Origin of the sequence: Methylomonas sp. LW13 (assembly GCF_016865255.1) — a bacterium.
Classification (GTDB): Bacteria; Pseudomonadota; Gammaproteobacteria; order Methylococcales; family Methylomonadaceae; genus Methylomonas.
The window spans coordinates 3,088,457-3,113,983 of record NZ_CP033381.1; the positions used below are offsets into that span (position 1 = coordinate 3,088,457).

21 protein-coding genes are annotated in these 25,527 nt (G+C 53.0%); 8 read left to right on the forward strand and 13 right to left on the reverse strand.

Going from position 1 to position 25,527, the window contains the following annotated elements; translation table 11 throughout:
- Window positions 1–240 precede the first annotated feature (240 nt).
- From JL719_RS14045 to JL719_RS14070, 6 genes are all read left to right on the forward strand, one after another.
- Complete coding sequence (locus tag JL719_RS14045; protein WP_033158021.1) at window positions 241–708, forward strand: ProQ/FinO family protein; 468 nt, start codon at window positions 241–243, stop codon at window positions 706–708.
- A 507-nt stretch (window positions 709–1,215) separates the two neighbouring features.
- Window positions 1,216–1,962 (forward strand): DUF5765 domain-containing protein, encoded by a 747-nt coding sequence (locus tag JL719_RS14050; protein WP_033158022.1) that lies wholly within the window; start codon window positions 1,216–1,218, stop codon window positions 1,960–1,962.
- Between the two features lie 133 nt (window positions 1,963–2,095).
- Window positions 2,096–2,839 carry a TorF family putative porin gene (locus JL719_RS14055; protein ID WP_033158023.1) on the forward strand — a complete coding sequence of 248 codons (744 nt, stop codon included), beginning with the start codon at window positions 2,096–2,098 and terminating at the stop codon, window positions 2,837–2,839.
- Between the two features lie 123 nt (window positions 2,840–2,962).
- The gene (locus JL719_RS14060) at window positions 2,963–3,523 is read left to right on the forward strand and encodes an RNA polymerase sigma factor (RefSeq protein ID WP_033158024.1); all 561 of its coding nucleotides are present in this window, start codon (window positions 2,963–2,965) and stop codon (window positions 3,521–3,523) included.
- Between the two features lie 4 nt (window positions 3,524–3,527).
- Entirely contained in the window at window positions 3,528–4,235 is a 708-nt protein-coding gene (locus tag JL719_RS14065; protein WP_051670225.1) for an anti-sigma factor, read from the forward strand.
- Between the two features lie 6 nt (window positions 4,236–4,241).
- The gene (locus JL719_RS14070; RefSeq protein WP_033158025.1) at window positions 4,242–5,483 is read left to right on the forward strand and encodes a S8 family peptidase; all 1,242 of its coding nucleotides are present in this window, start codon (window positions 4,242–4,244) and stop codon (window positions 5,481–5,483) included.
- Here JL719_RS14070 and JL719_RS14075 read toward each other — a convergent pair.
- The 12 genes from JL719_RS14075 to JL719_RS14130 all read right to left on the reverse strand — a co-directional run bounded on the left by JL719_RS14075 (window position 5,477) and on the right by JL719_RS14130 (window position 22,064).
- Window positions 5,477–6,622, reverse strand: a complete 1,146-nt coding sequence (locus JL719_RS14075) for a glycosyltransferase family protein (RefSeq protein WP_033158026.1) — start codon at window positions 6,620–6,622, stop codon at window positions 5,477–5,479. The two genes, JL719_RS14070 and JL719_RS14075, sit on opposite strands and share 7 nt — an antisense overlap.
- A gap of 13 nt (window positions 6,623–6,635) precedes the next feature.
- Entirely contained in the window at window positions 6,636–8,159 is a 1,524-nt protein-coding gene (locus JL719_RS14080; protein WP_033158027.1) for an alginate export family protein, read from the reverse strand.
- 14 nt (window positions 8,160–8,173) lie between these two features.
- The gene (locus tag JL719_RS14085) at window positions 8,174–9,016 is read right to left on the reverse strand and encodes a polysaccharide deacetylase family protein (protein WP_051670226.1); all 843 of its coding nucleotides are present in this window, start codon (window positions 9,014–9,016) and stop codon (window positions 8,174–8,176) included.
- Complete coding sequence (locus JL719_RS14090) at window positions 9,006–10,217, reverse strand: glycosyltransferase family protein (protein ID WP_033158028.1); 1,212 nt, start codon at window positions 10,215–10,217, stop codon at window positions 9,006–9,008. Before JL719_RS14090 ends, JL719_RS14085 begins: the two co-directional genes overlap by 11 nt.
- On the reverse strand, window positions 10,214–12,016 hold the full coding sequence (locus JL719_RS14095; protein ID WP_051670228.1) for an ABC transporter ATP-binding protein: 1,803 nt from the start codon (window positions 12,014–12,016) through the stop codon (window positions 10,214–10,216). The genes JL719_RS14090 and JL719_RS14095 overlap by 4 nt, the downstream gene beginning before the upstream one ends.
- Before the next feature lie 19 nt (window positions 12,017–12,035).
- Window positions 12,036–13,319, reverse strand: a complete 1,284-nt coding sequence (locus JL719_RS14100) for an aminoglycoside phosphotransferase family protein (RefSeq protein ID WP_033158029.1) — start codon at window positions 13,317–13,319, stop codon at window positions 12,036–12,038.
- The gene (locus JL719_RS14105) at window positions 13,316–13,960 is read right to left on the reverse strand and encodes a histidine phosphatase family protein (RefSeq protein ID WP_051670229.1); all 645 of its coding nucleotides are present in this window, start codon (window positions 13,958–13,960) and stop codon (window positions 13,316–13,318) included. The genes JL719_RS14100 and JL719_RS14105 overlap by 4 nt, the downstream gene beginning before the upstream one ends.
- Entirely contained in the window at window positions 13,947–15,275 is a 1,329-nt protein-coding gene (locus JL719_RS14110) for a phosphotransferase family protein (RefSeq protein WP_033158030.1), read from the reverse strand. Before JL719_RS14110 ends, JL719_RS14105 begins: the two co-directional genes overlap by 14 nt.
- Window positions 15,272–17,401: an alginate lyase family protein gene (locus JL719_RS14115; RefSeq protein WP_203531397.1), complete on the reverse strand. Its 2,130-nt coding sequence runs from the start codon at window positions 17,399–17,401 to the stop codon at window positions 15,272–15,274. Before JL719_RS14115 ends, JL719_RS14110 begins: the two co-directional genes overlap by 4 nt.
- A 3-nt stretch (window positions 17,402–17,404) precedes the next feature.
- Window positions 17,405–19,414 (reverse strand): alginate lyase family protein, encoded by a 2,010-nt coding sequence (locus tag JL719_RS14120; protein ID WP_033158032.1) that lies wholly within the window; start codon window positions 19,412–19,414, stop codon window positions 17,405–17,407.
- Window positions 19,389–20,744 (reverse strand): glycosyltransferase, encoded by a 1,356-nt coding sequence (locus JL719_RS14125; protein ID WP_033158146.1) that lies wholly within the window; start codon window positions 20,742–20,744, stop codon window positions 19,389–19,391. The genes JL719_RS14120 and JL719_RS14125 overlap by 26 nt, the downstream gene beginning before the upstream one ends.
- A 63-nt stretch (window positions 20,745–20,807) precedes the next feature.
- Entirely contained in the window at window positions 20,808–22,064 is a 1,257-nt protein-coding gene (locus JL719_RS14130) for a glycosyltransferase family protein (protein ID WP_033158033.1), read from the reverse strand.
- A gap of 1,068 nt (window positions 22,065–23,132) precedes the next feature.
- Here JL719_RS14130 and JL719_RS14135 point away from each other — a divergent pair.
- The gene (locus tag JL719_RS14135; protein ID WP_129871415.1) at window positions 23,133–23,873 is read left to right on the forward strand and encodes a hypothetical protein; all 741 of its coding nucleotides are present in this window, start codon (window positions 23,133–23,135) and stop codon (window positions 23,871–23,873) included.
- 42 nt (window positions 23,874–23,915) lie between these two features.
- On the opposite strand, the gene JL719_RS14140 is transcribed toward JL719_RS14135, so the two are convergent.
- Window positions 23,916–24,683: an Lcl C-terminal domain-containing protein gene (locus JL719_RS14140; protein WP_033158036.1), complete on the reverse strand. Its 768-nt coding sequence runs from the start codon at window positions 24,681–24,683 to the stop codon at window positions 23,916–23,918.
- 168 nt (window positions 24,684–24,851) lie between these two features.
- Between JL719_RS14140 and JL719_RS14145 the strand changes: the two genes are divergently transcribed.
- Complete coding sequence (locus tag JL719_RS14145; protein WP_129871416.1) at window positions 24,852–25,388, forward strand: hypothetical protein; 537 nt, start codon at window positions 24,852–24,854, stop codon at window positions 25,386–25,388.
- The last annotated feature ends 139 nt before the right edge of the window (window positions 25,389–25,527 follow it).

Sequence of the window (25,527 nt, forward strand, 5' to 3'; positions counted from 1 at the left end):
ATTTTACTCAGCAACCGCTATGCGGCAGCCCTCTGAGCGCAAATTACCACAATAAGCATTCCGCAAACACTTAAGTCGGTTCTCCGGAAAACCCCGGCAGCACCCGATAAAGTGCGGAACGCTATGTTATTTATCTAAGAAATTGTTAGCCGAGCGCACCAAAATTCGATTGCACTATTGGCTTGATGTTTCCCGATGTACAATCTGCTTTTTATTCCTTGATAAAAGTGTGGATACATTATGGGATTTGAAGAACTAGCAGCGCTTAGAGATGAACTTGCCAAGCAAGCAGCTGCCAATAAACCGGTAAAACGAGAAAAAAAGATAGCGGAGAAATCGCCTATCAAAAAGACCGGCAAAGCTGACGCGCTAGTCGCCATTATCGGCTTGCTGCAAAAGAATTTTCCCTTGGCATTTCCCAAAAAACCCGCTGCCAAACTGCCCTTAAAAATAGGCATCCACAAAGACATCCTGGCCCATGCCGATCAACTCGGTGCAGATAAAAACCAACTCCGCACCGCACTGAAGGCCTGGTGTTGGGGACATCGATACTGGGATTGCCTGACAGAAGATGCCGTCAGAGTGGATTTGCAAGGAATGCCGGCCGGCCAAGTAACAAAAGCAGATGCTGAACAAGCGAGCAAATTAAAAGCGCAACGGCGGAAACAGCCAGAAGCCGTCGAAGCATTACCTACAGGGTCAGCATAAGTTTTTCTCATAAAGAGATTGCACACACCAGGATAGCGCGACTTCAAACTATTGATTTTCCAAGACTTTAAAGCACGTATAAGCACCGAAACAAGTTATTTCCAAAGCCTGCTTGCCGATGCGACAGCCCGTCCCCATCCAAATCTCAGAACCAATCGATACGCGCTTAGCACCCAAAGTTGTCTCGGGTGCTTACCGACCTTGTCAGTTCCCGGAAAATTTTTGTCATAAACCCTGAATAAGCCATTAGAATGCGCAAATATTCTGCAAAAATATTGTGGAATCACAACGTATCGACTGCAACATTTGCGTCGTTTTCTTCGCGCGATCACGCCTTAGGTTAATCCCCCCAAGGCAACCTCTTCACGACCAAGCCCAAAAAGCAAAAGTCGGCAACACAGAGCCTTAAAGCCCCTCGGCATCTGCCAGGCGTTACTCTTATACCCTTTTCAAACTCCGACACTGGATCGCAGTTTACCCGATCCTAGATTATTCCCAGGGGGAATTATGTGTTGGAGTGGCGAGGCATCAGCCGCGCTTGCCTTAACCGGCTTTGCGAGCACTGCTTTTTTTTATCGGCGCGGCGAATCCCAGGTCTTATGCCTGGCACTGGCCTACTTTTCCCTGATGGAATTACTACAGGCCTATACCTATTCGGTGATAGACCAATGCCTAAATCCGAACAACCAGATTGCTACGTTTTTGGGATATATGCACATTGCGTTTCAACCGTTTTTTGTCAACGCAGTAAGCATGCATTTCATCCCGGAACCGTCACGAAAACGCATCGCGCCGTTTGTCTATATCTTGTGCTTTGCAGCGGCCACTGTTTTTATGATGCGAATTTATCCGTTCCAATGGAGCAGTTTTTGTTTTGACCACTACTATCAATTTCTACCGGGTACTCAACTCAAATTCTTAATGCCCTTTTGCGGCACGGAAATTTGCTCAACATCCGGACAATGGCATATTGCCTGGGCCATACCGGCCAGCGGCAGTATTCAGATGGCTAACAGTTACGTATACGCTACCTTTTTGATGCCATTGCTTTACGGCTCATGGAAACTGGTGTTGTATCATTTCACGACCGGCCCGCTGTTGGCCTATTTGACTACCAACGATATGAACGAATGGGCTGCCGTATGGTGTCTATATTCGATAGGGCTGCTGCTATTGCTAATTAAAACACCCATCCGCCACTATCTGTATGTAACCAACTGGTACGGTTGCCGGTATCCGCAGTTTTTTAAATAAGTTGATCAATTAACCGCACATCCCTCAAGTTTGTTGAAGGTTCAAGCCGACTAGGAAATAATGCACAAAAGGGTAGTTCTATACTGACAGCCAATCACTGACAATGCCCGCATAAATCTCAAACTACCCAGCCATGGACACAGATAAAATCTTCCGCAAAGGCGTGTTTGCAATCCCCATAGGAATTTTCGGCGTATCCTCGGTTTTAACTTGCGCTCAAGCGGAATGGCATGGCGAACTGACGTTTCTCAGCGATTACTTATACAGGGGCTATTCCAAGAATCGCGGCAACCCGCTGGCTCAGGCGCATATCGATTACCAGGATGCTATGGGCTGGTTCGGCGGCGTAGGCGTTTCACAAGTCAGCTTCGACGACCGTCGCTATAAAAACCATGCCGATGTCGAAATCAAACCCTATCTGGGTTGGAGCTTGCCGTTAAATCGCGACTGGCGTACTGAACTCTCAGTAACCGGCTATCTGTTTGACGGCAAGATTTTTGGGAAATATGCCGATTACGCCGAATTTTACGCATCCCTACACTATCAGGACTGGCTCAGCGGCACCGTGTCCGTTGCGCCTAACGCCTATCGCCGCGACGCCACTGTGCTGAATTACGAACTCAAATATCGCCGCGACATTCTCGACAACCTACAATTTTCAACGGGATTGGGCTACTACCAAGCCAACAAACTATTGGATGAGGATTATTTTTATTGGAATGCTGGGGTCTCCTGGTTCATCACCCACAATCTGGCACTAGACTTACGCTACGCTGACGTTCATCTGGACAATCATCACGCAGATACCCATCACCACGAGTTTTATCCACGCTTACAGGACAACAAGTTTTTAATCTCCGTGACCGCCGGATTTTAAATAAATTTCCCGCCTTTGAACCTTCCGGCCTCGCTGCGGAATACACTCGCACACCAAGCTAAAATCACCGGAACCCAGGTTTGAGCCATGCTGCGTTTAGTCCCTAACTTACATCGACCACCCATGCCCGAACAGCCCCAAATCGGCTCGGACGAGTACGCCCTGCTGCAACGTATCGGCGAAGGCGATACCGCTGCATTCGAAGCCTTCTACAAAAACTACTATCCAAGGTTGTTTCGATTCATCTTGCGCATGACGCGCCAACCCGAAGCGGTGGAGGAATTGATACAGGAGACCTTGCTGGTGGTTTGGGAAAAACCCCAAGGCTTCAATCATGAAAGCAAAATTTCCACCTGGGTATTCGGCATCGCCTATCACAAAACCTTGAAAGCCATGGCCAAAAGCGCCCGGCGTAACAACGATGTCGACATAGACGACTTGACCGAATCCATGGGTGATCCAACCGCGAATCCAGCAAATAACTGGGAAAACGAGGATTGGTTAAACTATGCCTTGGCCACTTTACCGCCGGACCAACGCGCCGTCATCGAACTAACCTTTTACCACGGCTTGTCTTATCAGGATGTCGCCAGAATCCTCGATTGTCCGGAAAATACCGTCAAAACCCGTATGTTTCATGCCCGCAGGAAACTGCAGGTTTTTGCCGACGCACAGGAGAAATAAGGCCATGAACTCACAGATTTCCTCATCCACTACTTCCCATTCGGACATCGTGTTGTTACTGCCCTGGTATGTCAATCAAAGCCTGACAGTTAACGAACGCCAACAGGTAGACCAACATTTAAAAAGCTGCCTAGTCTGCAGACGCGAACTGCTAACTTTGCAAAAACTTGCGGCAGCCGTGCAACAAGCAGCCGACCTGGACATAGCCGCTGAAGCCTCTTTTGCCGGCCTGCGTGCCAAAATGCAAATAGCCAGTCAAGTCCCGCGTAGCAAACAGACCGACATCCCAAGCGAACAACTGGGTGGCGGCAATATAAAACCATTCAGCGCGGGCCAGGGATTTTGGCGAATCGCCAGCAATACCGGTAAAGGTCTGGCTATTGCCGCGTCCTTGTTATTGGTCACCCTGCCGGCAGCCGTCCAATACCTACGGCCGGCCAACACCTCCGATTATCACACGCTGTCAGCGGCCAAACCGGACGCCAGTGCGACCGGTCAGATGCGTGTGGTATTTGCAAAGAATCTGATGGAAAAAGACATAGACGCCGCGCTTAGCCAAATTGGCGGGATACGGGTAGATGGACCGAACAGCGTCGGCGCCTATACTGTCAAAATCGCGACCGGCAAGCCCGATGCCGACATGGCCGGCGCCTTGGCGTTGCTGCGCAGCCGACAGGATGTCATGCTAGCCGAACCGATTTTACAACCATAATCGATCATGAAATTAGTGCGCTTAAATCTGTTTATTTGCTTGATCGGGCTGCTTAGCGCCTGCGCGAGTACCAGCGATTTATCGCGACTAGGCGACAGCACAACTGCCGAAGAGCGGCGTCTGCTCGTCACCTTTACCGACCGCAGCATTGACCGCGCGTTGCCCGCCAACAGCTTGGACGGTTATCGCTTGCGCGGCCATTACGGCAACTCCGGCTGGAGCGAACATATTGCGCAGGAACTGGCCGAGCGTCACCATTTACAGTTCGTCGCCCAGTGGCCGGTGACGACCTTGGGCGTCAGCTGCGTGGTGTATGAGGTACCGGACAGCCTGCCCGTGCAACAGGCAATAACGGAGTTGCAACAGGACAGCGACGTGTCGTCCGTCCAGCAAATGCATAGCTTCCAGGTTTTAGGTAAACAAGTTGCGCCGACTCAAACCTACAGCGACCCGTATCTGCATTTACAAACCGGCTTCAACGCCCTCGGCATAGCCGATTTGCACCGCACCACCACCGGCAGAGGCGTGCGTATTGCCGTGATTGATACCGGCGTAGATACCGAGCACCCGGACTTACGAGGCCGGATCAAGTATTCGGAAAACACCGCACCGGAACCCAGCGATCATAATTTGGCCGACATTCACGGTACGGCGGTAGCCGGCGTATTATCCGCTCATCCCAACAACGGCATAGGCATAGCCGGTATCGCCCCCGAGGCGGAAATCTTGGCATTTCGGGCCTGCTGGCCGGAGAAACCCAATGCCTTGCCGGCACATTGCAACAGCTTTACCCTAGCGTTGGCCTTGAATCAGGCTATCAGAATGAATAGCCATATCATCAATCTGAGCCTGAGCGGCCCCGAAGACCCTTTAGTGCAACAGTTAATCGAGAAAGCGTTGTCCAAAGGCATTATCGTGGTTGCGGCAGTCCCTAGCCAGGACCAAAGCGGTGGTTTCCCGGCCAACATCGCCGGTGTGATAGCCGTTGGTCAGGAAAACAACGGCAACCACCAGCAAATAGCCGCACCTGGTAAAGACATTCTGACCACCGTGCCGCACCAAGCCTACGACTTTATGAACGGCAGTTCCTTCGCCACACCGCATGTGGCCGGCATGGCCGCTTTGCTGTTGCAATTGCATCCGGACTGGAAAGCGGCAGACATCAAACGCCGGCTGGGCAACGACGCCTCGACCGCCAATTTACTGGATTCGAGCACCGCCCTCGCCGTTCCAGAGCGCGCTCACTGATCTTCACAAAAGTCGCCGTCAAGGATTGCCCTTATCCGCCGACTGATTTCGGCCGCGCCGTTAATCGCTATGGCCTGCTGCGGATAAGCCTGATTTATCGTTTCTCTGATCTTGATACTAAGCCGTTCCGGCGGCAGATCGTTGTCGGTTAACGGAAACACAAACCCCTTGCCGGCCAGTTTTTCAATCCGCAGCCCTTGCTCGCTATTGCCGGCGTAAGGATACGCCAACGCCGGCGTGCGGGTGCTGATCACGTCCATCAATGTATTGTCGCCGCCCAGACTGATCGACAACGCCGCAGACTGTAAATTTTCCTGAAAGTTGTGCAAAAACGAGACGACTTGGACATTAGGACTGCTGACCAGCGCTTGCAATTCAGCGATTTCGGTTGCCGAAGCTCGGGAGCTGGTAATCACTAAAAATTGATATTCCGGCAGCAGCGGCGCGGTCCGGATCGCGGCGCGCAACAGCGATTTACCGATTTCGCCGCCGCCTTGGCTGACCACTATCCGGTTCCGTCTTACTGGCCAGCTTGTTGGCGGTGGCGGGCTGACGTAGCCCACGTAAACCAAACGGTCGGCAATTTCGGCGGTCAAGCTAAAGGTTTCCTCGAAGCGGACAATATTCGGATCGCCACGCACGAAAACGGTATGGATATGCTCCCGCACCAGTTTCACCATGCGCCTTTCTGCGTCTAGCGCTGCCGGCACCAAAATTTCCCGCACAAAACAAAAAATCGGAATCGCCCCGCAGCGCTGTCTGACCTTGGCAAATAAACCCAGAATCTCTTGTTTCAAGCGGCGCCGGCCGAACGGGAAAAACTCGACTATTACCGCATCGTAAGGCCAGTTTACAAATTGCTCGATAGCCGCCGCCCGTTCAGCCCAGATACGTTCGATAGGCTCATCGCTGTCCGGTGCGTATAGTTCGTCGCTGGCACTATCGATCAAAATCGTCGGCAAACGCAGATGCCGAAATCCCGGCAATTCCGGCATCTGCTGTAGGCCTTGGCCACCGTGGATCAAGTCCACATCGGCGTAAGCCGACAGCTCGCGGATCACCAACAAGCTGCTGGTCAAATGCCCCAGGCCAACCAGGCTTTGGCAATAAAACAGCATTTTGCGGCGCTTTGCAGGCATGGCAAACAAGCCGCTAAAAGCTGTATTTAAAGGTCAGGTCGAGCTGGAAGGAGTTATTCCCTTCCAACGCGCCGAACGCCGGGCCGGCCATGAAGACCGAACCGGCAAATTGCACCTGCAAATGCTTCCATTCGTCCAATGACAACACCAGATCAAACTCGTCGCCCAGCGTGCCGCTGCGGCCGTTGGGCGTGGCGCGAATTCGCGAATCGCGAATCACCGACGACGGCGTAGCCTGTTCGTAGTGGTGGTAAAGCAAATCGATAGAGCTTTGCTCGGAGATCGGAAAGCCCAGCGCCGCAGTCATGATGTTCAAATTCGATAACTCCGGTCGAAACAGTTCGCCGTAATAACGAAAGCGTTGGCTTCCGGATAATTTTATTTTGTTATTGTGGATGCCTGATTGCCGGTAGCTGTTGTCGGTGCCGTCATCGGGATTGCTGTCGCCGGAGCCGTATGCGTAGCCCAGCGTGACATAGGGTTCGAGGAACAGGTTGCTGTACCAGGTGATGCCGGCGTCCATGCCCCAGGCTGCGACGTGTTTGGGTGTTTGCGCGCCGACGCGGGATACATTGCTGTTGATGTCGGTAAAGGTCTGGGTAGTCTCATCGCCGAACACTAATGCCGAATCCAGCCAATAGCCGATTTTACCGATATGTTCGATTTTGAATTTACCCATGGCTCGGCCGCCAAACCAGGTCAAGTCACCATCGCTGCTGTCTTTACGATTGGCGCGGATCAAGTCGCCGGGGCGTTGATTATCGGAATTGTCGAACTGGCTGAGAAAAAACAAGGATAAATTTTGCTTCGGGTCCCATTGCCAGACCATATCGCCCATTAGCCGTACCACCCGGTCGCTGACCGGATCGATGAAATCCTGATCCGACTGTTTCGAGCCCAGTTCCTTAGCAATCGCCAACTCGGCGAACAGCGTGTCTTCGCCAAAATAAATCCGCGCCGCGTCCAGTTCGTCGTTCCACCACCATTGGCGCTTATCGGCAATGCGTTGCCGGCCCAATTGCAGACTAAACCCCGAATCCAGGAGTTGGTGAATAAACAGCCAGGCCTGGGTCAGTTTGATGCCGGCCTCGTATTGGTCCAGACCGCTTTCTGTGTAGACCTCTGGGTCGTAATACACATCGGACTGCACAAAAAACGATAGCGATTTAGACCACTGGTAAAACAACTCCAGCTTTAAATCTTGGTAAACATTGGCCACGTCGTCATCGCGGCGTGGGTCCAGCCGTCGGTCTTCCACGTAGCGAGGTTCCAGTTCGTAAGCGCCGCCAATGGTCAGCGGATGGCCGAACACATCGACCTTGAACTGGTCAGCCGGCCGTTTATCGCCGGGGTTGATACGTAGCGGCTCTTTTCTGACGGTATCGCCGTTATCCTGGCGGAAGGCGTTGTCTGCGCGTTTTGTGGAAGCCCCTGCTTGTTGGAGACTCGCGTCGGCAAACACAGACAGGCTGAGCAAGGCGCCGCCGGCCAGCAGGGCCGACTTAATTGTTGTTATTTTGAAGGGTTTGGAGCTCATCAGTGGAACGAAAATCAGTGGATGGGTTGATCAGAGGCAAGGCCGAGGGGCGTCAACGGCTTGACCAGGGAATCAAGCGCCAAAGCACCGGTCGCCATATCGACAACGTCTGCGGGACGTAAAAATTCGCGCATCAAGCGGCAGCGCGTATTGGGATGTTCGCGGAATAGCTGCAATACGGCTTGCAGATGCTCAAGGTCGTCACCGTCCATCACGGCGTGGTGCAACATGATGCCCAGTGGTAGCGGGTGCGTCGGATACAACGCCTCTGCGATGGCTTGGCCCAGCGCCATCCAGGGCTGAGCGGATTTGATTCTGATCCCGCACCAATCAATAGCCACCGGAATTTCCCGTAATCTTCCGGTATACAGCGGCGCGGCGCCTAGGTTGCGCGACAGGGCTTGGAAACCCAGTTTGATCAGGCTATCAGCCGTGGTTTGGCTGCAGCGGTTCCAAGGCGGCGTGAAGATGCTGTCCAGCGCCGACCCGAACAGGCACTCAAGCTGGTGTTTGCCAGCCAATAAATCCTTAAATTGCTGCTCTTCGCTACGACTGATGCCGAATTCGCATTTGCGGCCGTGGTTTTCATGGTTTTGATGGCTGCATCCATGTTGATGTACGCCCAACAGAAACGGATTTCGCCGCCAACACCCCAGCAGCGAGTCCGCCAGCGACTGGCTAAGAGCATCGGGAATCACCGCAAGATCGATGGGCGTATGGCAATCCCGAAAGCAGTCCAGCAAGGCATAAAGTCGGTCATCATCCCAACCAGCGTCGTCGTCGCGAAAGAAAATCTGGATGGCTTGTTCTCGGTCATCCAAGGCCATACGCACAGGTCTGAGCCAATCAGCAAGCATGGGCATACTCCTTTGATTGAGCTTCTGGGATAGAGTCGTTTTTGCTGGCCCGCAAGTCCTGAATCAGGCGTACGGTGGTATCGGCCCCAGCCAAATCCAGGCCGGCGGGATTGGGTGAAAAATCCCTTAGTTGCAAAATCCGTTCGGCCAAACGTTGGCCGGTCAATTCGCTAGGATTCAGCATTTCGACTAATCCCAATTCGGCTAACTTTTGCGCCCGCTGAATTTGCTCGTCTTCCTGGCCGCGCACGAACGGCACGACTAAAGCGGGCGTGCGGGATTCGAGAATATCCATCACCGTGTTGTAGCCGCATTGACTCACCGACACACTGTGCGCCTCCAACAAGGGCTGCATCGCCGGTACCGAGCGTACTAATGTCAAACCCTCAACACCTTGGGCCTGTATTACTAAATCCTGCCAGTCCGCGTCCGGTAAAAACGGCCCGGCGACGATGGTCATCGGCAGTTTTTCCTTAGCCCAATTGATGGCATGAGCCTGAATCGCCGCTTGAAACAACGGTGCGCCGACCATGCCGCCACCAGCCGACACCAAAACCCCACGCCTTGGCGGTTTGATTGCGGCCGGCACGTTACCGGGAGCGACAAAACCGGTGTACAGCAGCGGAATTTGCAAGGGATGGCGCGGCTTAAAACTGTCTTCCAATCTGGCAAACCGGGGATCGGCATGCACCAGCAGGCCGTCGAAATAGCGGTCGGTAATCCAGCGGGCGCGTTCGTCATGGCGACTTTGATCTTTACGGGCGTTGACCATGATGTCGCGCAGGCTGCACAGCACCAGTGGCTTCGTTTGCTTGTCTCGACGCGCAGTCTTTAGGAGTGGCAGCAACTCGCCAGCCAGTTTCTTGCGCCCGAACGGGAACAGCTCGATCAACACCACTTTGGGTTTGAGCATTGCGTACTCATCCAAAATTATCTGCTTGCGAGCGGCCAGAGCTTCTTCGACGCTGTAACGTTCATCCTGACTGTACAATTGATGATCCTCGCCCATACCCAGCGGCGGCAGATTCAGCATATCCAAATCGGCAACGGCGGCTTGGTGATCGGGAGCGCGGCCACCATTCAGAAATGTCACCCGAAATTCGCGGCTCAAGGCATTGGCCAAAGTCATGGCTCGGACCCAGTGGCCCATGCCCAGTGAATGCTGGCAATACAGCAGTAAGCGCGGTTTGTAGTGGTTCATGCGGCACGCAACCCGTGTTGGAGTTTATACAGTTCGTGATAATGGCCGCGCATCTGCATCAAGGCTTCGTGGCTGCCTTGCTCGACAATCACGCCTTGCTTCAGCACTAAAATCCGGTCGAAATGGCGGATGGTGTGAAATTGATGAGCGATCATCAGCACGGTTTTGCCGCCGTGCAGCTGATCAATGGCATCGCGGATCAGTGCTTGAGACTGGGCATCCACCGCCGAAGTCGGCTCGTCCAAAATCAGAATCGATGATTGGCGCAACAAGGCCCGCGCCAGACACAAGCGTTGTTTTTGGCCGCCGGACAGATTGCCGCCGCTTTCGCCCAGCACCGTGTCGTAGCCGTCCGGTAGATTGCGGATGAATGCGTCGGCATGCACCATGCGCGCGGCTGCTTCAATCGCTTCAATCGTGGCATCCGGGCTGCCGTAGCCAATGTTTTCGCGAATGCTGGTGCCGAACAGTATCGAATCCTGCAACACCACGCCGATTTCCCGCCGCAACGCCGCCCGCTGGTAACGATCAACTTCGATGCCGTCGATGCGCACAACGCCCTGTTGCGGATCGTAAAGCCGAATCAGCAAGCGGGCGATGGTGGATTTGCCGGCCCCCGAAGCACCGACCAACGCCACCCTTTCGCCCGGCTGAACATGAAACGAAACATCCCGCAGAATGGGTTTGCCGGTCGGATAGCCGAAAGAAACATTGTTAAATTCGATTTCGCCGCGCAAGCCACTAGGCACTATCGCATTCGGCGGGTCCTGTATGTCCGGCTCGGTATCCAGAATTTCACTGATGCGCTCGATGCTGACGCTGGCCTTGGAAAAACGGGTGGACAAGCGGGTGATCTGCCGAATCGGTTGATACATCTGGGCGATATAGGAACTGAACACCAACACGTCGCCGGGCGTCAGCACGCCGTCGAACACTTGCAAGCAACCGAACAGCACCACGATACCGGTGCCGATAGCGCTGATGATTTCGATCATCCGCGTCGCACCGGCTTCGATGCGCGCGGTACGCACGCTTTCGGTCATCGACTGGCTGCTTTCGACATCGAAACGCTCGCGCTCGACATCTTCCATGCCGTAGGTTTGCACCAGCGGCACCGCGTTCAACAGTTCGCTAACCCGCGAAGCCAAGCGGCCTTCATTATGGCGTTGTTTGCGCGCCGAGCGCTTGACCCGGCGATAAATCAGCACGATAGCCAGACACAGCAGTGGAAAACTGGCCAGCACGATCAAGCTAAGTTTCACGCTCAGGCTGAACATAATGGCGAACATGCCCAGTACCGTCAGCACGTGGGTGGTGAAGGTCAAGGCCGAGTCGGCGTAGACGTCCTTCAAGGTGTTGGTATCGCTGGTGAGCTTGTTCAGCAACTCGCCGGACGGCGTACTGCTGTGAAAGGCCAGCGACAGGCGTTGCAAGTGGTCGAACAACTCGCTACGCAAGGTGTAGACCAACAAATAACCAATGCGGGAGGTCAGGAACAATTGGTAGTAGGAGAAAACTCCCTTGAACAAGGCAATCAGCACCATGCTGCCGCAGAGGATCCATAACGCTTGTTCGCTGCCGCCGTGCAACAGCGGTTGCGCGGCGGCCAGATGGGCCGGCAACGGATGATTCAGCAACACATGATCGAAAATCAGCTTCAGCGGCCAGGGCACGATCAGGCTGGTCAGGGTGGAACCGAGTATGCAGACAATGGCCGCGACAATGCTGCCGCGAACCCGGCGCAGATGCGCCCACACGATTTGTCTGAAGCGGCTGTTCGATTGGGTTTGGTCGGTCATGGGTAGTTTTCCGGTGAATTCATTCGGCCAGCGGCCAGGGACGCAAAGCCAGCGCAATAAAATCAGCGACCCGTTGCTGGGCTTCTGATTTTTGTTGGATGAAGCAACGGTAGGCGCGGGTCAGCAACTGGCCGCGCAGATGCCAAACAAAGCGTTGCGGGTCGGTTTGGTTGTGGTTGGCTGAATAAGTCGTAAACAGTTGCTGAACCAGTCGGTCTATTACGGCAACCGGATAGGGATAGTTGTATAAATCCGCCGCGAAATTGGCCAAATCCTGCAACGGGTCGCCCAGCGTCAATTCGTCGTAATCAAACAGCGCCAATCGGCCGTCCGCCAACACCAGTAATTGATCGATGTGAAAATCGCCGTGGATCAAGCCCAGAGTTGCAAACTCCGGGCGAGTTTGGCCCAGTTCGCTTAGCAAAGCAGTCAGTTTCGCTTGCTGCGCGGGATAGGCCACGCTCAATTTGTCGGCTTTCTTACGCCACTCTTGCAAGTGCTGCGGCAAGCTTATGGTGGGCAGCGATGGTGGCGGTGTAAGCCGATGAAATGCGGCAAGAGCAGCGACCAGAACCGGGAGTTTGGCTTCTACCTCGCGCGTAAAATCCATCGCCGCCAACGCTAGGCCCTGCAAGCCGTCCAACCACAGGGTCCGGCAGTTGGCAGCGTAAGCCAGTGCTTGGGGCATGACAAAGTCTGCGACTGAAGACGGTTGCTGTTGCAGCAAACCCAGATTTTGATAAACCGTCCGGCCGCGTTGATCGACATAAGTTTTGCCGTAAACCACCCGCGCAGGTTCAGTTTCGCCGGCGGCGAAGCGGTAACGCGCCGTGCAGCGAATTTCCGGCCGGTAATTGACGATCTCGATAGCCGATATTGGCCGTTGTTCCAACTCGGCAATCTGCCGACTATCCATCAACGCCGCCAGCCAGGGCATCGCCGGATCGTCCGGAAAATGCCAGCCCACCATGCCCAGTTCCGCCAGATGTATCGCCCGTTCGCCGTTGGCTTGCGCTTCGCTGTAGGCCTGCTGGCTGCGCTGACCCAGATAAGCGCGGGCGTACAGTATGCGCTGCTCGGCGGTCATTGCCGCTGGATGCCGGCCGCGTAAATGGTAAACCAGCGATAAAAACGAGCGCTCGCGATTTTCAGCCAGCCGATAGGTTTTGTAACGCGGATGCTGAATCTCGCAGCCGGTCACTTGCCAGTCGCCTGCCCGGCACTCGGGCAAATGCTGTTGCAGCGCGGCGGCCATCAGATCGGCATTCAGCAAGGGGGCAAATTGCGCCAAGGGGTTAGTCATGTGCGCAACCCCGCATAGCGCCGGCCATGCTGTTCGCCGCCTAGGCGTATGGTCATCACTTCCGCGTTGCTGCGTAAATCGATGGCGTACAGATATTTGTTTTTGACGTTGATCTCGGCTACGCCGGCAAAATCGGCGCCCAACAACTGATTCAAGATGATTTCGTTGGTGTTGCGATGGGCGACGATCAACATCGCCTCTCCGCCGCCGGCCAACATGGCTTGCAGAGTGCTCAGCACCCGCGCGCTAAAATCCGCATACGCTTCACAACCGGGTACGCTGAAGCCATATTTATCCTGTTCGCGTGCCGCCCATAAGCGGCTGGCCTCCGGGTCCCGTTCATCAACATGTCGGCCTTCCAGAATACCCAGGCCAATTTCCCGCAGACCATCCAAAGTCCTGATGGGCAAGCCCTGCATGGCCGCGGTGGGTGCGGCAGTTTGTATGGCGCGGGTCAGGCTGCTGCTGTAAATCGTGCTCAAAGTTTCTTGTCTCAGCACGTCCGCTAAGGCTTCAGCTTGCTGCATGCCTTTGGCGGATAGTTTCGCATCAGCCTGACCGGAAATCCGTTGTTGCAGATTCAATTCGCTCTGGCCGTGACGAGCCAAATAAATTCGCCGTGGCTGATTAGATGAATACATCGTCCGCTCCGGCAGCCTGCTCACAACGCACCGCGAACATATCGCTCAGCGCCAGATAATGTTTGAATTGTTTGAGGCGTGTTTCGTCCAGTTGGCGCAAACTGCGGCGCACCACTTCGTGTATCAACGCGGCGGCAACCTGCCAACGTAAATCCGCCAAATTCAGCGTCTGCCGACGGTGACGTTGGTAACTCAATACCAAGCGATTGACCAGTGGATGGATGGATTCAATCGAAGCTGCATCGCGGATGCCGTTTAAATAAATATTGGCGATCAGGCTGGCCAGATCCAGCAGGGGATCGCCGAGGCATACGCAGTCCATATCGATCAAGCCCAAGCGCTGACCGTCATATAAAAAGTTATTTAGTTTCAAGTCGTGGTGCAGCGTCGCCAGCCTAGATGGCGTTTGAAGCGGCGCCTGCGCCAACAAGCTGTTTACCGAGCGGGCAATACGGCCGGCCCATTCCGGGCAAACTTGCTCGGCCAGCGTTGGCGTATCCAACAAACCCTGCACCACATCGCTTTGCGTGTAACATCTTGGCGTATCGATATGGCAGGCGTGCAACTCCGCCACGCACTGTGCCATCTGATCGGCCAGTATCCCATCACGATCCTCCTGCAACTCCGCCCACGTCAAAGCCTGACCAGGCAGATGGGCTTGCCAAAGTGTCAACGTGTCCGCGTCAAAAGCCAACGCCTCGGCACCCCAGTTAAATGGTCCGTTAAGCTGGCGCATGACGGCAAAGGTTTCGCGGCCCGCATCATCGGCATAATTTTTGGCGTACACCAGCCGCGGCTGCGTTGATTCGGCAGGTTGCACGCTGTAACGAATCATGCAGGAACGCTCGGCAAGATAATGCAACACCTCGGATTGCAAGCTTTCTACAGGCATGCCAAGCAGGTCGGCCGCTTGTAGGCGAATCGCCATCGCCGCGTGGTCCAGCAGCGTGGGCAAATGGCGTAGTTTGCGATCATACGGAAACGCCCACACCAGCATGGCCGGATGTTGTAATAGCGTCAGCGCGCCTTTCGCCAAGTCTGGCCGTTTGGCGAGTTCCCGTTCAAACTCGCGGTTAACGTCGGCCGGCGAGCATAGCCGCCCGGTGGCAAAGCGGGTGTGCGGACTATCAGATTGACCTGTCCAGCGATACCCCACCAACAGGCTCTTCCCCGGTTTATAACGTTTTTCGCCGATCTGCCAGCCGTTTCCGGACGCTGGATTACCCGCGCCGTCTAGTAGCCAATCCAGCAAGGGGCCCATCAAAGTCGGATTCAATGCCGCTGGCATCTGCGGAAATTGCGGGTCTTGATTCATGCCGCGCGCTCACAAACCGCTGATGGTGTTGGCGTGGTCGGGCTTGGCCGATAATTCAACGTAACCGGTTTGTCGATGCTGTCCACCAGCGTGCGGCCGGCAATTTTCAGGCTTTCAATGGCGTCGGCTTGTAAGCTGACGATCTCCCCCAGCAGATTGCGGCGCACGAACAACAGCTTCGCCCGGCAGACAATATCCGCAAATCGGTATTCCGTTGTTTCGTTGAGATGGCTAACAAAAAAACAGTCGCGATAAACCGTGTCGGCGGTCTTTAAGGTAATACTCAAAGCCATGGCCTGCATTGGCGTTGCCAGATGCTGCGACTGACTGACCGGCAAGCTGTCGATCCGGATGTCCGGCGCGTCATCCCGATAGGGATACAGCACAGTTTGAAACCAACGGGTACCGTCGCCCTCTTGGCTGAAACACAGCACCGGCGCGGCGTGTTTGACGCCATACTCCGGCGAAAACCAGCCGGATTCTATGCGCATCGCCACCTCGGCACGCGGTGCTTGCGCGACTAACAGGTTAGGCAGGCAAACGCCCTGGCCTTGCCGATTATTCAGGGACTGAATTGGCGCTGACCATGGTGGCGGCAGATGAAAAAATTGTTGGTAGCGATGACTGGTACAGCCGCTTAGCAGGTCGCTGATAATCCAGTACTCGTTTTCGGCATAGAAGATGCTGCGCTGATGATCGACTTCGTAACGCGGGCTGAGGGCGCGGCCATGCACGAAATCAAAGCCTTGATTCGATTCAAAACGGATTACCGCAGCATGGGGTTGCGGGCCGACCGGTTCATGACATTGGTAGGCCATTTGATCCTTGCCGTCGATCATGACGGTGTTGTGGGCGGCGGTGCCTTTAAACGCATGCCGCCAGTTGACGTCGTCGCTTGGGTGTTCGTGATAGGTATAACGGCCCGGATCGACGATCAAGGAGCGGCCGAAAGCGGCCATTTCAAAACTTAACAAGTCGTAATGGCCGTGGCTGCCAAAGCCCAAATCGCCGCAGTCGAAAAACAGATAACGGCCGTCGGCATAAGGCCGTTCGGCCCAGTCGCTGCGCAGAATGCAATAACCGCTGTCGGCAAACAGCCGCGAGCGTTGCGTCGGCGGCTGGCCTTGCTTGCCTTGGCTGAGCACATAGCGCAGCGCGTCGCTGGGGTAATAGCGTTCGGCTTTACCCAGTAGCGATAGATAACTGTTGACGTCGCCGTCGTTGATGGCCGGCAGCCAGCCGTCGGGTTTGTGGGCGTAAATCGAAAATTCCAGGGCTTTTTCAATGACGGCATCGAATGGCTCGGGCAAGTTCACGCCGTTTAAATCCGCCAGTTCGCGGACCCGTAAAAAGTTCTTCAATACGGTGTGGTGATAGTCGGTGGACAGCTCTTTTTGCACGCCGTCGGCCAGGAAATCCTGGCGTAGATTGGCCAGCAGTTCGCTCTGGGCAAAGGTCAGTAACTCGGCCGAAGCGCTAAGCTCCGGGAATAAAATCGCAACCGTGAAAATCGCTGACAGCTCGATGGTGCGGTGATTACCTTCTGGGGTTAGGTTACGGCTAAGAAATAGCGCCTGCGACTGTATCGAATGTAAAAACGCCAGCAGAAATTCGGCGTTTATCGCTTGGCAGTCCCGGCCCGGCACGAAGTAGTGGTAAGCCAACAGCCATTGCTGCAAGCGGCGGCCAGTCACCTGGCTGTTCACGAACCCGTCCGGCACTTGCTTTATCCAGGAACCGACCAATGCCACCCAATTGTCGGCATAACCTTCGTCGCCGCTATAGTCGTAGGCCAAGGCCAGATCGCGGGCGTAATAAAACTTGTGCAGCAGAATCAGCCATTCCAGATCGGCGCTGGGGTTGTGCAACCAGTCAAATCCGTTGCCTAAACGGTGAGTCTCGTTATTCAGAGTAAATTCATTGTCGAGTATCGGCGCCGCGCTGGCGACATGTTTGGCTTTTCCGGGTTTGAGCGGAAAGTAGTTGTCCACTGCGCGCTGGCGAAAATGCGCTAACAACTCGGCGGGTGAGCAAGTATCGAACGGCGGCAGCAATAACGCAGCTTTATCGGCGCCTGGGTTGCCTGACAGGATTGAACTATCCATCGCGCGAAATTCGGGTTTCATCATTTATTCCCTTGCCGCCGCAGCCGATTCGGTATGCCACGCCATCACCCGGCCCAGACTATCCTGACGGCGGAATACGAACGCGCTATTGGTATTTAGATCAGCAAACGTATAACTGCCGCCTTTGCGGTGCGCCAGAAATAGAGTGTCGAGATAGTCCCCGTGCGCCTGTTGGCTGTGAATCCGCAGGGCACTGGCTATGGTATTGCCCACCGATTGACCGTGTTGGCTGACCGGCAGCTGTGCAAGCGTCAGCCGAGGAGGCGTCGATTGATAAGGAAACAGCACCGTCAAAAAGCAATAGTCGGCGGCATGCGCGGCAAACTTGACGACCGGCGCCGGGTATTTGACACCGTAGCTGGGCGAGACAAAGCCGGGCTCCAGCGTTAATTGGGTATCCGGTTGCGGGAGTTGCAGCATGAGCAGATTCGGCGAATCGACGCGCAAGCCGGCGGCATCGACTCGGGTGGTCGTACGTTGCAGAGCTAGCGCATCCAGATGAAACCGCAGTTCGTAGTCGTGGTTTTGCTTCGCGCGCAGCAAATCACAGATCAGCCAGTATTCGCCGGCGATGAACAGGATTTTGCGCTCGTGAATCACCGGATATTCATGGCTGGCGGCGATGCCGTGCAGATAGTCAAATCCCGGCCGGTGCAGCGCGCATTTAAATTCGCGCGCCGGTTCCGGGCCTTGAATCTTGTATTTGCGAATGTGCGGCGCATAAAGCGTCTGATTTTTGCCGTCCACCTGCACGGTGTTGTGGTAGCCCGTGCCGCGAAACACTACCCGCCAGTTGGTGTCGCCGGATTCGTCGTAGGTATAACGGCCCGGATCGACAATCAACGAGCGACCGTAAGCGGCCATTTCGATATTCAGTAAATCCAGATGGCCGTGGTTGCCGGCCCCGAGCGGCGCGCAATCGAAAAACAAGTAGCGTTCGTCTTGATATGCTCCGCCTTGATCACCCCAGCCACTGCGCAAGATGCTGTAGCCGCTAGCGGTAAAGGTTTTTGAACGTTCCGCCGGTACTTGGCCTTGTTGGCCGGACGTGGCAACGTAAAGCATCGCCTCATCGTGATACAGCGCATGGCCTTGGCGCAGCAAATCTAGGAAATTGGCGCTATCGCCGTCGCTGATGGCCGGGATAAAACCGTCGGGTTTATGCGCATGCAGGCAAAAGGTCAGGGCTTTTTTGATGGCTGCGTCCATGTCCACCGGCAGCGCGATGTGGTTCAGCATGGCCAGCCTGCGAATGCCCAGAAAATTACGCAGCACGATGTGGTGATAATCGGTCGATAACTCGCAATGCACGCCGTCGGCCAGCAAGTCGGTTTGCAGATTGCAATGCAGTTCGGCAATCGAAAATTTCAACCATTCATCGGCGCCGCGCAATTCCGGAAACACCACCGCCACCAGAAAAATCGCGTAAAGCTCTAGCGTGCGATGATTGCGAGCTGGGGTCAGGTTGTCGCACAGATAAGCCACTTGTTGTTGCAGCGAGGCGAGAAAGTCCAGATGAAACTCGGGATCAATAGCCGGTTGGGTGTCCGTCGAGACGACATAACGGTAGGCAAAAATCCAGTTTTGCACGCGGCGGCCGGTGACATCGCTGGAGAGAAAATCGATGGGTACGGTATCGATCCAACGTTGGGTCAGCGTTTGCCATTTATCGCGGTAGCGCCGATCACCGGTCTCTGCAAAGCGCCGGCCCAAGCCGACCGCGTAATAAAACTTGTGCAACAAAATCAGCCATTCGATGTCGGCGCTGGGGTTGCTCAGCCAGTCGAAGTCATCATCCAGCTGATAAGGTTCGTGATTGAAATCAAAGCGATTGCGCAATACGCCATCCAGTTTTTCCGGGGTATTTTGCTCTTCGTCGATCACCGAAAAGTAGCGGACATGCCGGCGGCTATGGAAATAAGTCAGCAAGTCAACCGGCGTCATATCGCAATACGGCGCCGCCAGCGCCTGTAGACGCGGGTCGGTATTAAGAATGTTCAGCACAGCAGACATGCGCTTCCACCATTTCACCGGCCAGGCAGGCGTCGAACAAGTTTTTCAAAGCCACCGTGGTGTGTCGGGAGTTAAAATCCCGGCAGACGGTTTGCCGCGCGGCTTGGCCCAGGCGCTGGCGTAGAGCCTGATCTTTTAACAAGCGTTCGATGGCATCGGCCATGGCTGCGGCATTTTTCTCCGGCACCAGCAGGCCGTTGACTTGGTCTTGAATCAGTTCCGGGATGCCGGAAATGTCGGTGGAAATGACCGGCATTTCCATCGCCATCGCTTCGACCAATACGTTCGGAATGCCATCGCGGTCGCCGTTGTCCACCACCAGACAAGGTAGGGCAAACACGCTGCCTTGCTGATAAATACCGCGCAATTGTTCTTGCGTGACCGCGCCGGGCAGGCTGACCAAATCTCGTAAATCCAGATCGGCGATCAGTTGTTTGATCACTAGCGCGTATTTATCGGCGCCGCCGACGATGCGGCAGTTAAATTTAACGCCACGATCCCGCAGAATTGCGCAGGCTCTGACCAAGTAATCGAAGCCTTTTTTCTCGACCAGCCGCCCAACCGACAGGATGGTTGGGACAGCGCCAGCGGCAGATTGCTCGCGCGGCTCCGGCACAAACAAATCGGTGTCCAGGCCGTGATAAATCCGGTGCACGGCAATATCGCTGCCTTTGCAGGCGTCCAGATGTTGCTGGTTGGCGCCGGTGCAGGTCACGGCAAATTTGGCGCGGCGCATTTTGATTTGCAATAAATCGCCGGGATTCAATTCCTTTAGGTAAATATCCTTGGCATGGGCGGTAAAGCTGAACGGAAGGCCGCTGATCCGACTGGCAAACATAGCCACCGTCGTGGCGCCGTGGCAGAAATGGGCGTGTAAATGGCGAATGGCCGGATTCTGCAATACCGCTTTGGCGATAGTGCCGGCTTGCAAAAATTCCTTAATGAATACCGTGCGCGGAAAGTCCCGCCAGCTTTCGCGGTATTTAATCGACATACTGAAACACTCCAGCAAAGCGCCGAGATAGGCGATTGGCCGCTTCAGGAACAACCGGCCGTGGCTGGGTATGAATTTCGGCAGGTTTTCCCTTAGCCAGACCCAAAAGCTGCGGCCGGTCAAATCGTCGGCTTGCGGCAGATAAGTCACTGGCGCTTTGATCTGGTCAACCACGGCATGGTGCTTTTGGCCCTCGAGTTGCTTGATCGAAAAGATCGACAGTTTGAGGCCTAAGGTTTCCAACAAGTGGATTTCATTGGTGATAAAGGTTTCCGAGGTGCGCGGAAAGCCTTTGAGGATGTAGGCGACTTGCGCCTGGTTGTCGTGTTTTTGCATGGTGTAATCCATAAGGGGCCGTTCGGCGTTGCACGCGCCGAGTGATGTATTCGGCAAATTGAGTTAGTCGGCGCTGGCGCTGCGAGTCGAAGCCCTGATCGTTGCCGGCAGGTTTGCCGGGCAGTCGTAAAGCAGGTCGCTGATCGACTGGCTGATGCGCGGCAAGCCGCCCATGTCGATTTGATACATCCGGCTGTGGTGGACGTTGGTGCGGCGCAATTCCTCGCGGACGGTATCCATCAGCAATTTGGGCGTCAGATTGTTGGGGTGAATGGCGCGCACCAAACCTTGCAGGGCCAGGCGTTCCGCGCGTATCCATTGCTCCTGCGAAGGTTTGACGCGCGGTACCAAAATCGCGCGCTTACGCAAGGTTAACAATTCGCAGGTGGTGTTATAACCGCCCATGCTGACCACCAAATCGGCGGCTTCCATGCAGGCCATCATGTCGGTGTTAAACTCTTGAATCACCACGTTACGGCAACCACGAGCCAAAACTTCGAGCTGGTGGCGGCGGCTTTCCGACATTTCCGGACCGCAAATCATCAGGGTCATGGTGTTGTCGCCCAGATCTTGCCGATTCAAGCCTTCCAGATAACTGTGCAGCAATTGGTAGCCGTCTTCACCGCCACCTGCGGTCACCAACACCAGACGTTCCTGTTTACAGCCGATTTGCTGCCGAATCTCACCGGCGCGTTTGTCGCTGCGTTCGCGGGCGATGTAGCCGCAGAAGTCGACTTTTTCATGGCTGGCGTCGGGAAACTCGTATTCCTTGCGCATGTCGTAAATCTCCGGCGAACCGACCACCAGCACCTTGTCGTAATGGGATTGAATGGCATCGTGGTAACCGTTTTTCTTCCACACGGGTATCGTGCTTTCCGGACTGTCGAGGATGTCTCGCAACAACAAGACCAACTTGGCACGGTGGCCGCGGCGCTGCATTAGATTGAGAGCCGCGCCCAATTCGTCGCTGACGCCGTAGGGCTTTTTATCGACCAAAATCAAATCGGGGTCGAAATCCAGCACTGCGCTGCGGATGATGTTGCTGCGCAGTTTGAGCAGTTGCGCGTATTCCATGTCCAGAAACTTCACCGAATAATCGCCTTTGACGCTACGCGAAAGACAGGGCAACTTGATGTAATCGATGCGGTCCGGAATCCGGAAGGCATGCAGCATCGGCGAGCCGGACAAAATCAATACCGAGACATTCGGATCGGCATCCACCAAGGATTTAGAAATAGCCAACATCCGCCGGATATTGCCCAGACCGAAGGTATCGTGAGAATACACAATGATTCTTTTGGATTGCTTGCTAAGCGTCATGGCCCGGATTCCTTTTGCTGCATCGTCATTATGCGGGCGCCATTAGTTTCCAGTGAGGATAATCTGACGCCCGGTTCAATTTCGGTAACCAGACAAAACCGTGGTTACGTGCAGCGTTTATTCCCGGGCAAACCAGCAAGGTTCATTCAAATCGGCATTTTCATCAAACTTTAATGTGGCGATGTTACTCAGCCTGCCCACAGGCGCATGAACCGGTTTTTTGGGACAGCCTGCCTTAAACACGGTGCAAATAAATTGAGAAGTACGAAATCCGGGATTTGAAGCGCTTCGGGAATGTGGCGCCAATGGTTTGAGCGATGTGCAAGTCGGCATTCGATCTGCTCTGCTTTCAAACAGCGCAGCGGAATTAAGAGGTTTTTAAGCAAAAAGGCGAACAATCCGCTGCGACTGAAACAATCCCACAAAGGAGGATATATGTTCAGGCTTATAACGATATTGTTAATCGGCGTGTTATGGTCCGGAACCGCTTTGGCGCATGGAGATAATTGGGGACATGGCCACCATAGGCGGCATCATCACCATCACGGGCATGCTTACCGGCCATATTTTAGGATGCATGGCCCGGCAAGATTGGGCTATTACCCTCCCCCGCCGCCGCGCTATTTCGCGCGGCCGCCGCTGGACTATTACGGCTATCCGCCGCGGCCGATGCCCCGATATGATTACCGGGAGCGCTGGTGATTGGAGGCTTGCCGAGAGTCAAACGGGTGGTTGCTTTGACTTAGCATAGAGATAACAGCCATGTGCATTTAGGGTTGGCTGGCACTTCCAAGCATCTGGCTTCAATCGGCCATTACCCGACCGTCGGGGTCGCCATCCAATTTCAATAGTTAAGGCAACCTGTGACCCAGTTGACTGTCCGTTATTCGGCGAACAATTTAACATTCTCACTGAGTCACTACGGCCAAAAGCAGACGGACTCTTTCACTAACGAATGTCAGATTGTTGAGGATGAGCTGACATAGGAAAGTATTTGCTAGGCCGGACGTGTAATTTGCGAGAAATGCTATAAAATAATTTAGACTTCAATTACCCGATACTCTCTCAATGAGACCAATATTAATTTTATTTGCATTTATTTTGTTATCAGGATGCTCTGCAATTCATACTCAGTCAGAACGTATTAGAATTTTTATGATGGCATCAGACGCTAACACAAAAGCTGAGGCTTGCAGAGCTCCTATTCAAGCAAAACCAAAGTATTCTAAACTTTATAATAAACTGGCAATAGCATTTAACGAGTATCCGACTGAAGAACAACTGAAAGATGATGAGGTTATCAGTGATCCTGACGTACAGCTAGGCATAGATTGGTATGGGGAATTTCAATATTGTATGGCAAAGCAAATTGAAGAAGCCAGTAAAATTGATCCAGCGTTAGCAATTATAATTTCAAATGTATTAAAGAAACAGATTTCATTAGTAAATGAAATTGTATCCAATCATCCAACATATGGATATATAAACACACAAATATATGGACTTAGAACATCTTTAAAAGATGAAGGTAAAAAATGGAAGGTTAATCTTGAAAATCGTCTAAATATAATGGAAGAAAATGAAATAGACCAGTCTAGGGATGCTTTTATTTCTGAAGTGGGAAATGTAAGCAAAAAATTTGCTCAGATATTATTTACAACAATCGGTGAAATGGCAAGAGCAGAAATAGAATTAGCAAATGCTGTTGTATTGTATTCAGCAACTCATCCAACATATATAGTTACTAATCCAATAAGAACTACTAATTGCAATGTATTCGGCAATCAAATTACTTGCAACAGCTTCTAAGTATGATAAAAATAACAGAATTCGAAGCCTACAGCCCTCAAATTACACCATTGCTGATCTGATCTGCCCTAACAAACCAGTAAACCTCATTAATCCCAATAAAATAAGACCAAAAAGCCAAGCCGGTATGTGTATCGGTATTACAGTAATATCCCCATTGCGAACAGCCCAAACGTTCTGAAAGGCACTTTTAGATGTAAACGCTTGTACTCCACCACTACCAAGATTGAAATACCAAGCATAGGTAAAATCTCTATCATATATCGTGCTGCTCCAATATGGGAACCCCTGGATTCCGCTAAATAGAAAATAATTACCGTTATGAACACTAGCTAACTGCATGGCTGGCTTTCCACCCAACTCCGTGTAATATAATTGGCCAAATTCACTACCGCCTTCTGAGTATCCACCAAATGTTGGCCATGTCGTTGGCAGTCGCCAATCATTATAGCCGGCATAATTCATGCTATTAAGATAGCCAATAAATGCTTGGGCTCCGTACCAATTTAACGTTCCAGTTGTTAAATTAAAATCAGAAAAAGATAATGTATGCTTGTCGAGGAAAGTATTTTTACCCAAACCGTAAATAATGCCATTATTTGCGTCAATTACTTGCTGTATGAAATTATTGTTCTCAGGTGAATTTGCGAGATATTGAAAAAGATTAGCATTGGATGTCCAAGTGATCTTGCTAATGTCGTCATAAACCAAGCCACCTTCTCGGGTATAAAGGGAGGCATAGATAACTGTTGAAAAGCAAGCTCCTGCTATAAAAACAGAAAATATTAATATTTTTTTAAATTCATGCATTGCTCTACTCTTTAATTTTGCTAGGATAATAATAGCTCATCAAGTTGGTCATGATATAGAAGATAAAACGAAATTGCCAATTGCGGTGTCCAGCTAAATGTGTGTTCTCGGTGCTATAGTTGATCTATAAAATACATCCAATTCAATTTTTTGTAAGGAAGATTCAAATTGGCTGATTGTTCAGTTTTGCTCGACATCATTACCTCTCTAGGCAGCGGCTTGGCCGGTGTTGGCGGTCTATATGCTGCATACGCAGCTTCGAAATCAGCGAAAACAGCTCATGCGGCAATGAAGCTTGCGGCACAAACCGAGAGCAGAGCACTCCGGAGACAGCTTATTTACGCATCAGGTGACGTTTTGTCTGAAACTCAACGGGTGAAGGAACTTGCGCAGCAGTTAAAGCTTGAACATAGAATGCTGCTTAAATCTTCCGGTATGAGTTCAAGCTCTTCCGAAACACTCGCTGTTGAAAAAATCAGTAGCCGAGTATATCTTGTCGAGCAATACACAAATGAGGCTCAGCAATTAGTTGACCAGTTCAATGGCTTGACGACCGCATCGGAAGAAGACATTGCCAGCGCTCTTTCCAGAGTTGAATACCGTTTACTTCAAGTTCGTAATCAACTTAAAGCTCTTGAGCAAGAAAAAACTGAAATCACAAACGCAAAGAATGAAATTTTGCGGACACAAAACAAATTCGACTAACTCCATTGTCGATAGGGAACGCAGCAAGGTCTAATTGCAATACTTCCTGTGCTTCTCACTTCGCTACCTAATATCGTTGGCTTCGGGCTTTGAGCGACAGCTTTAGGATTCGATGCTGACATACCCTAAAATCTTTGAA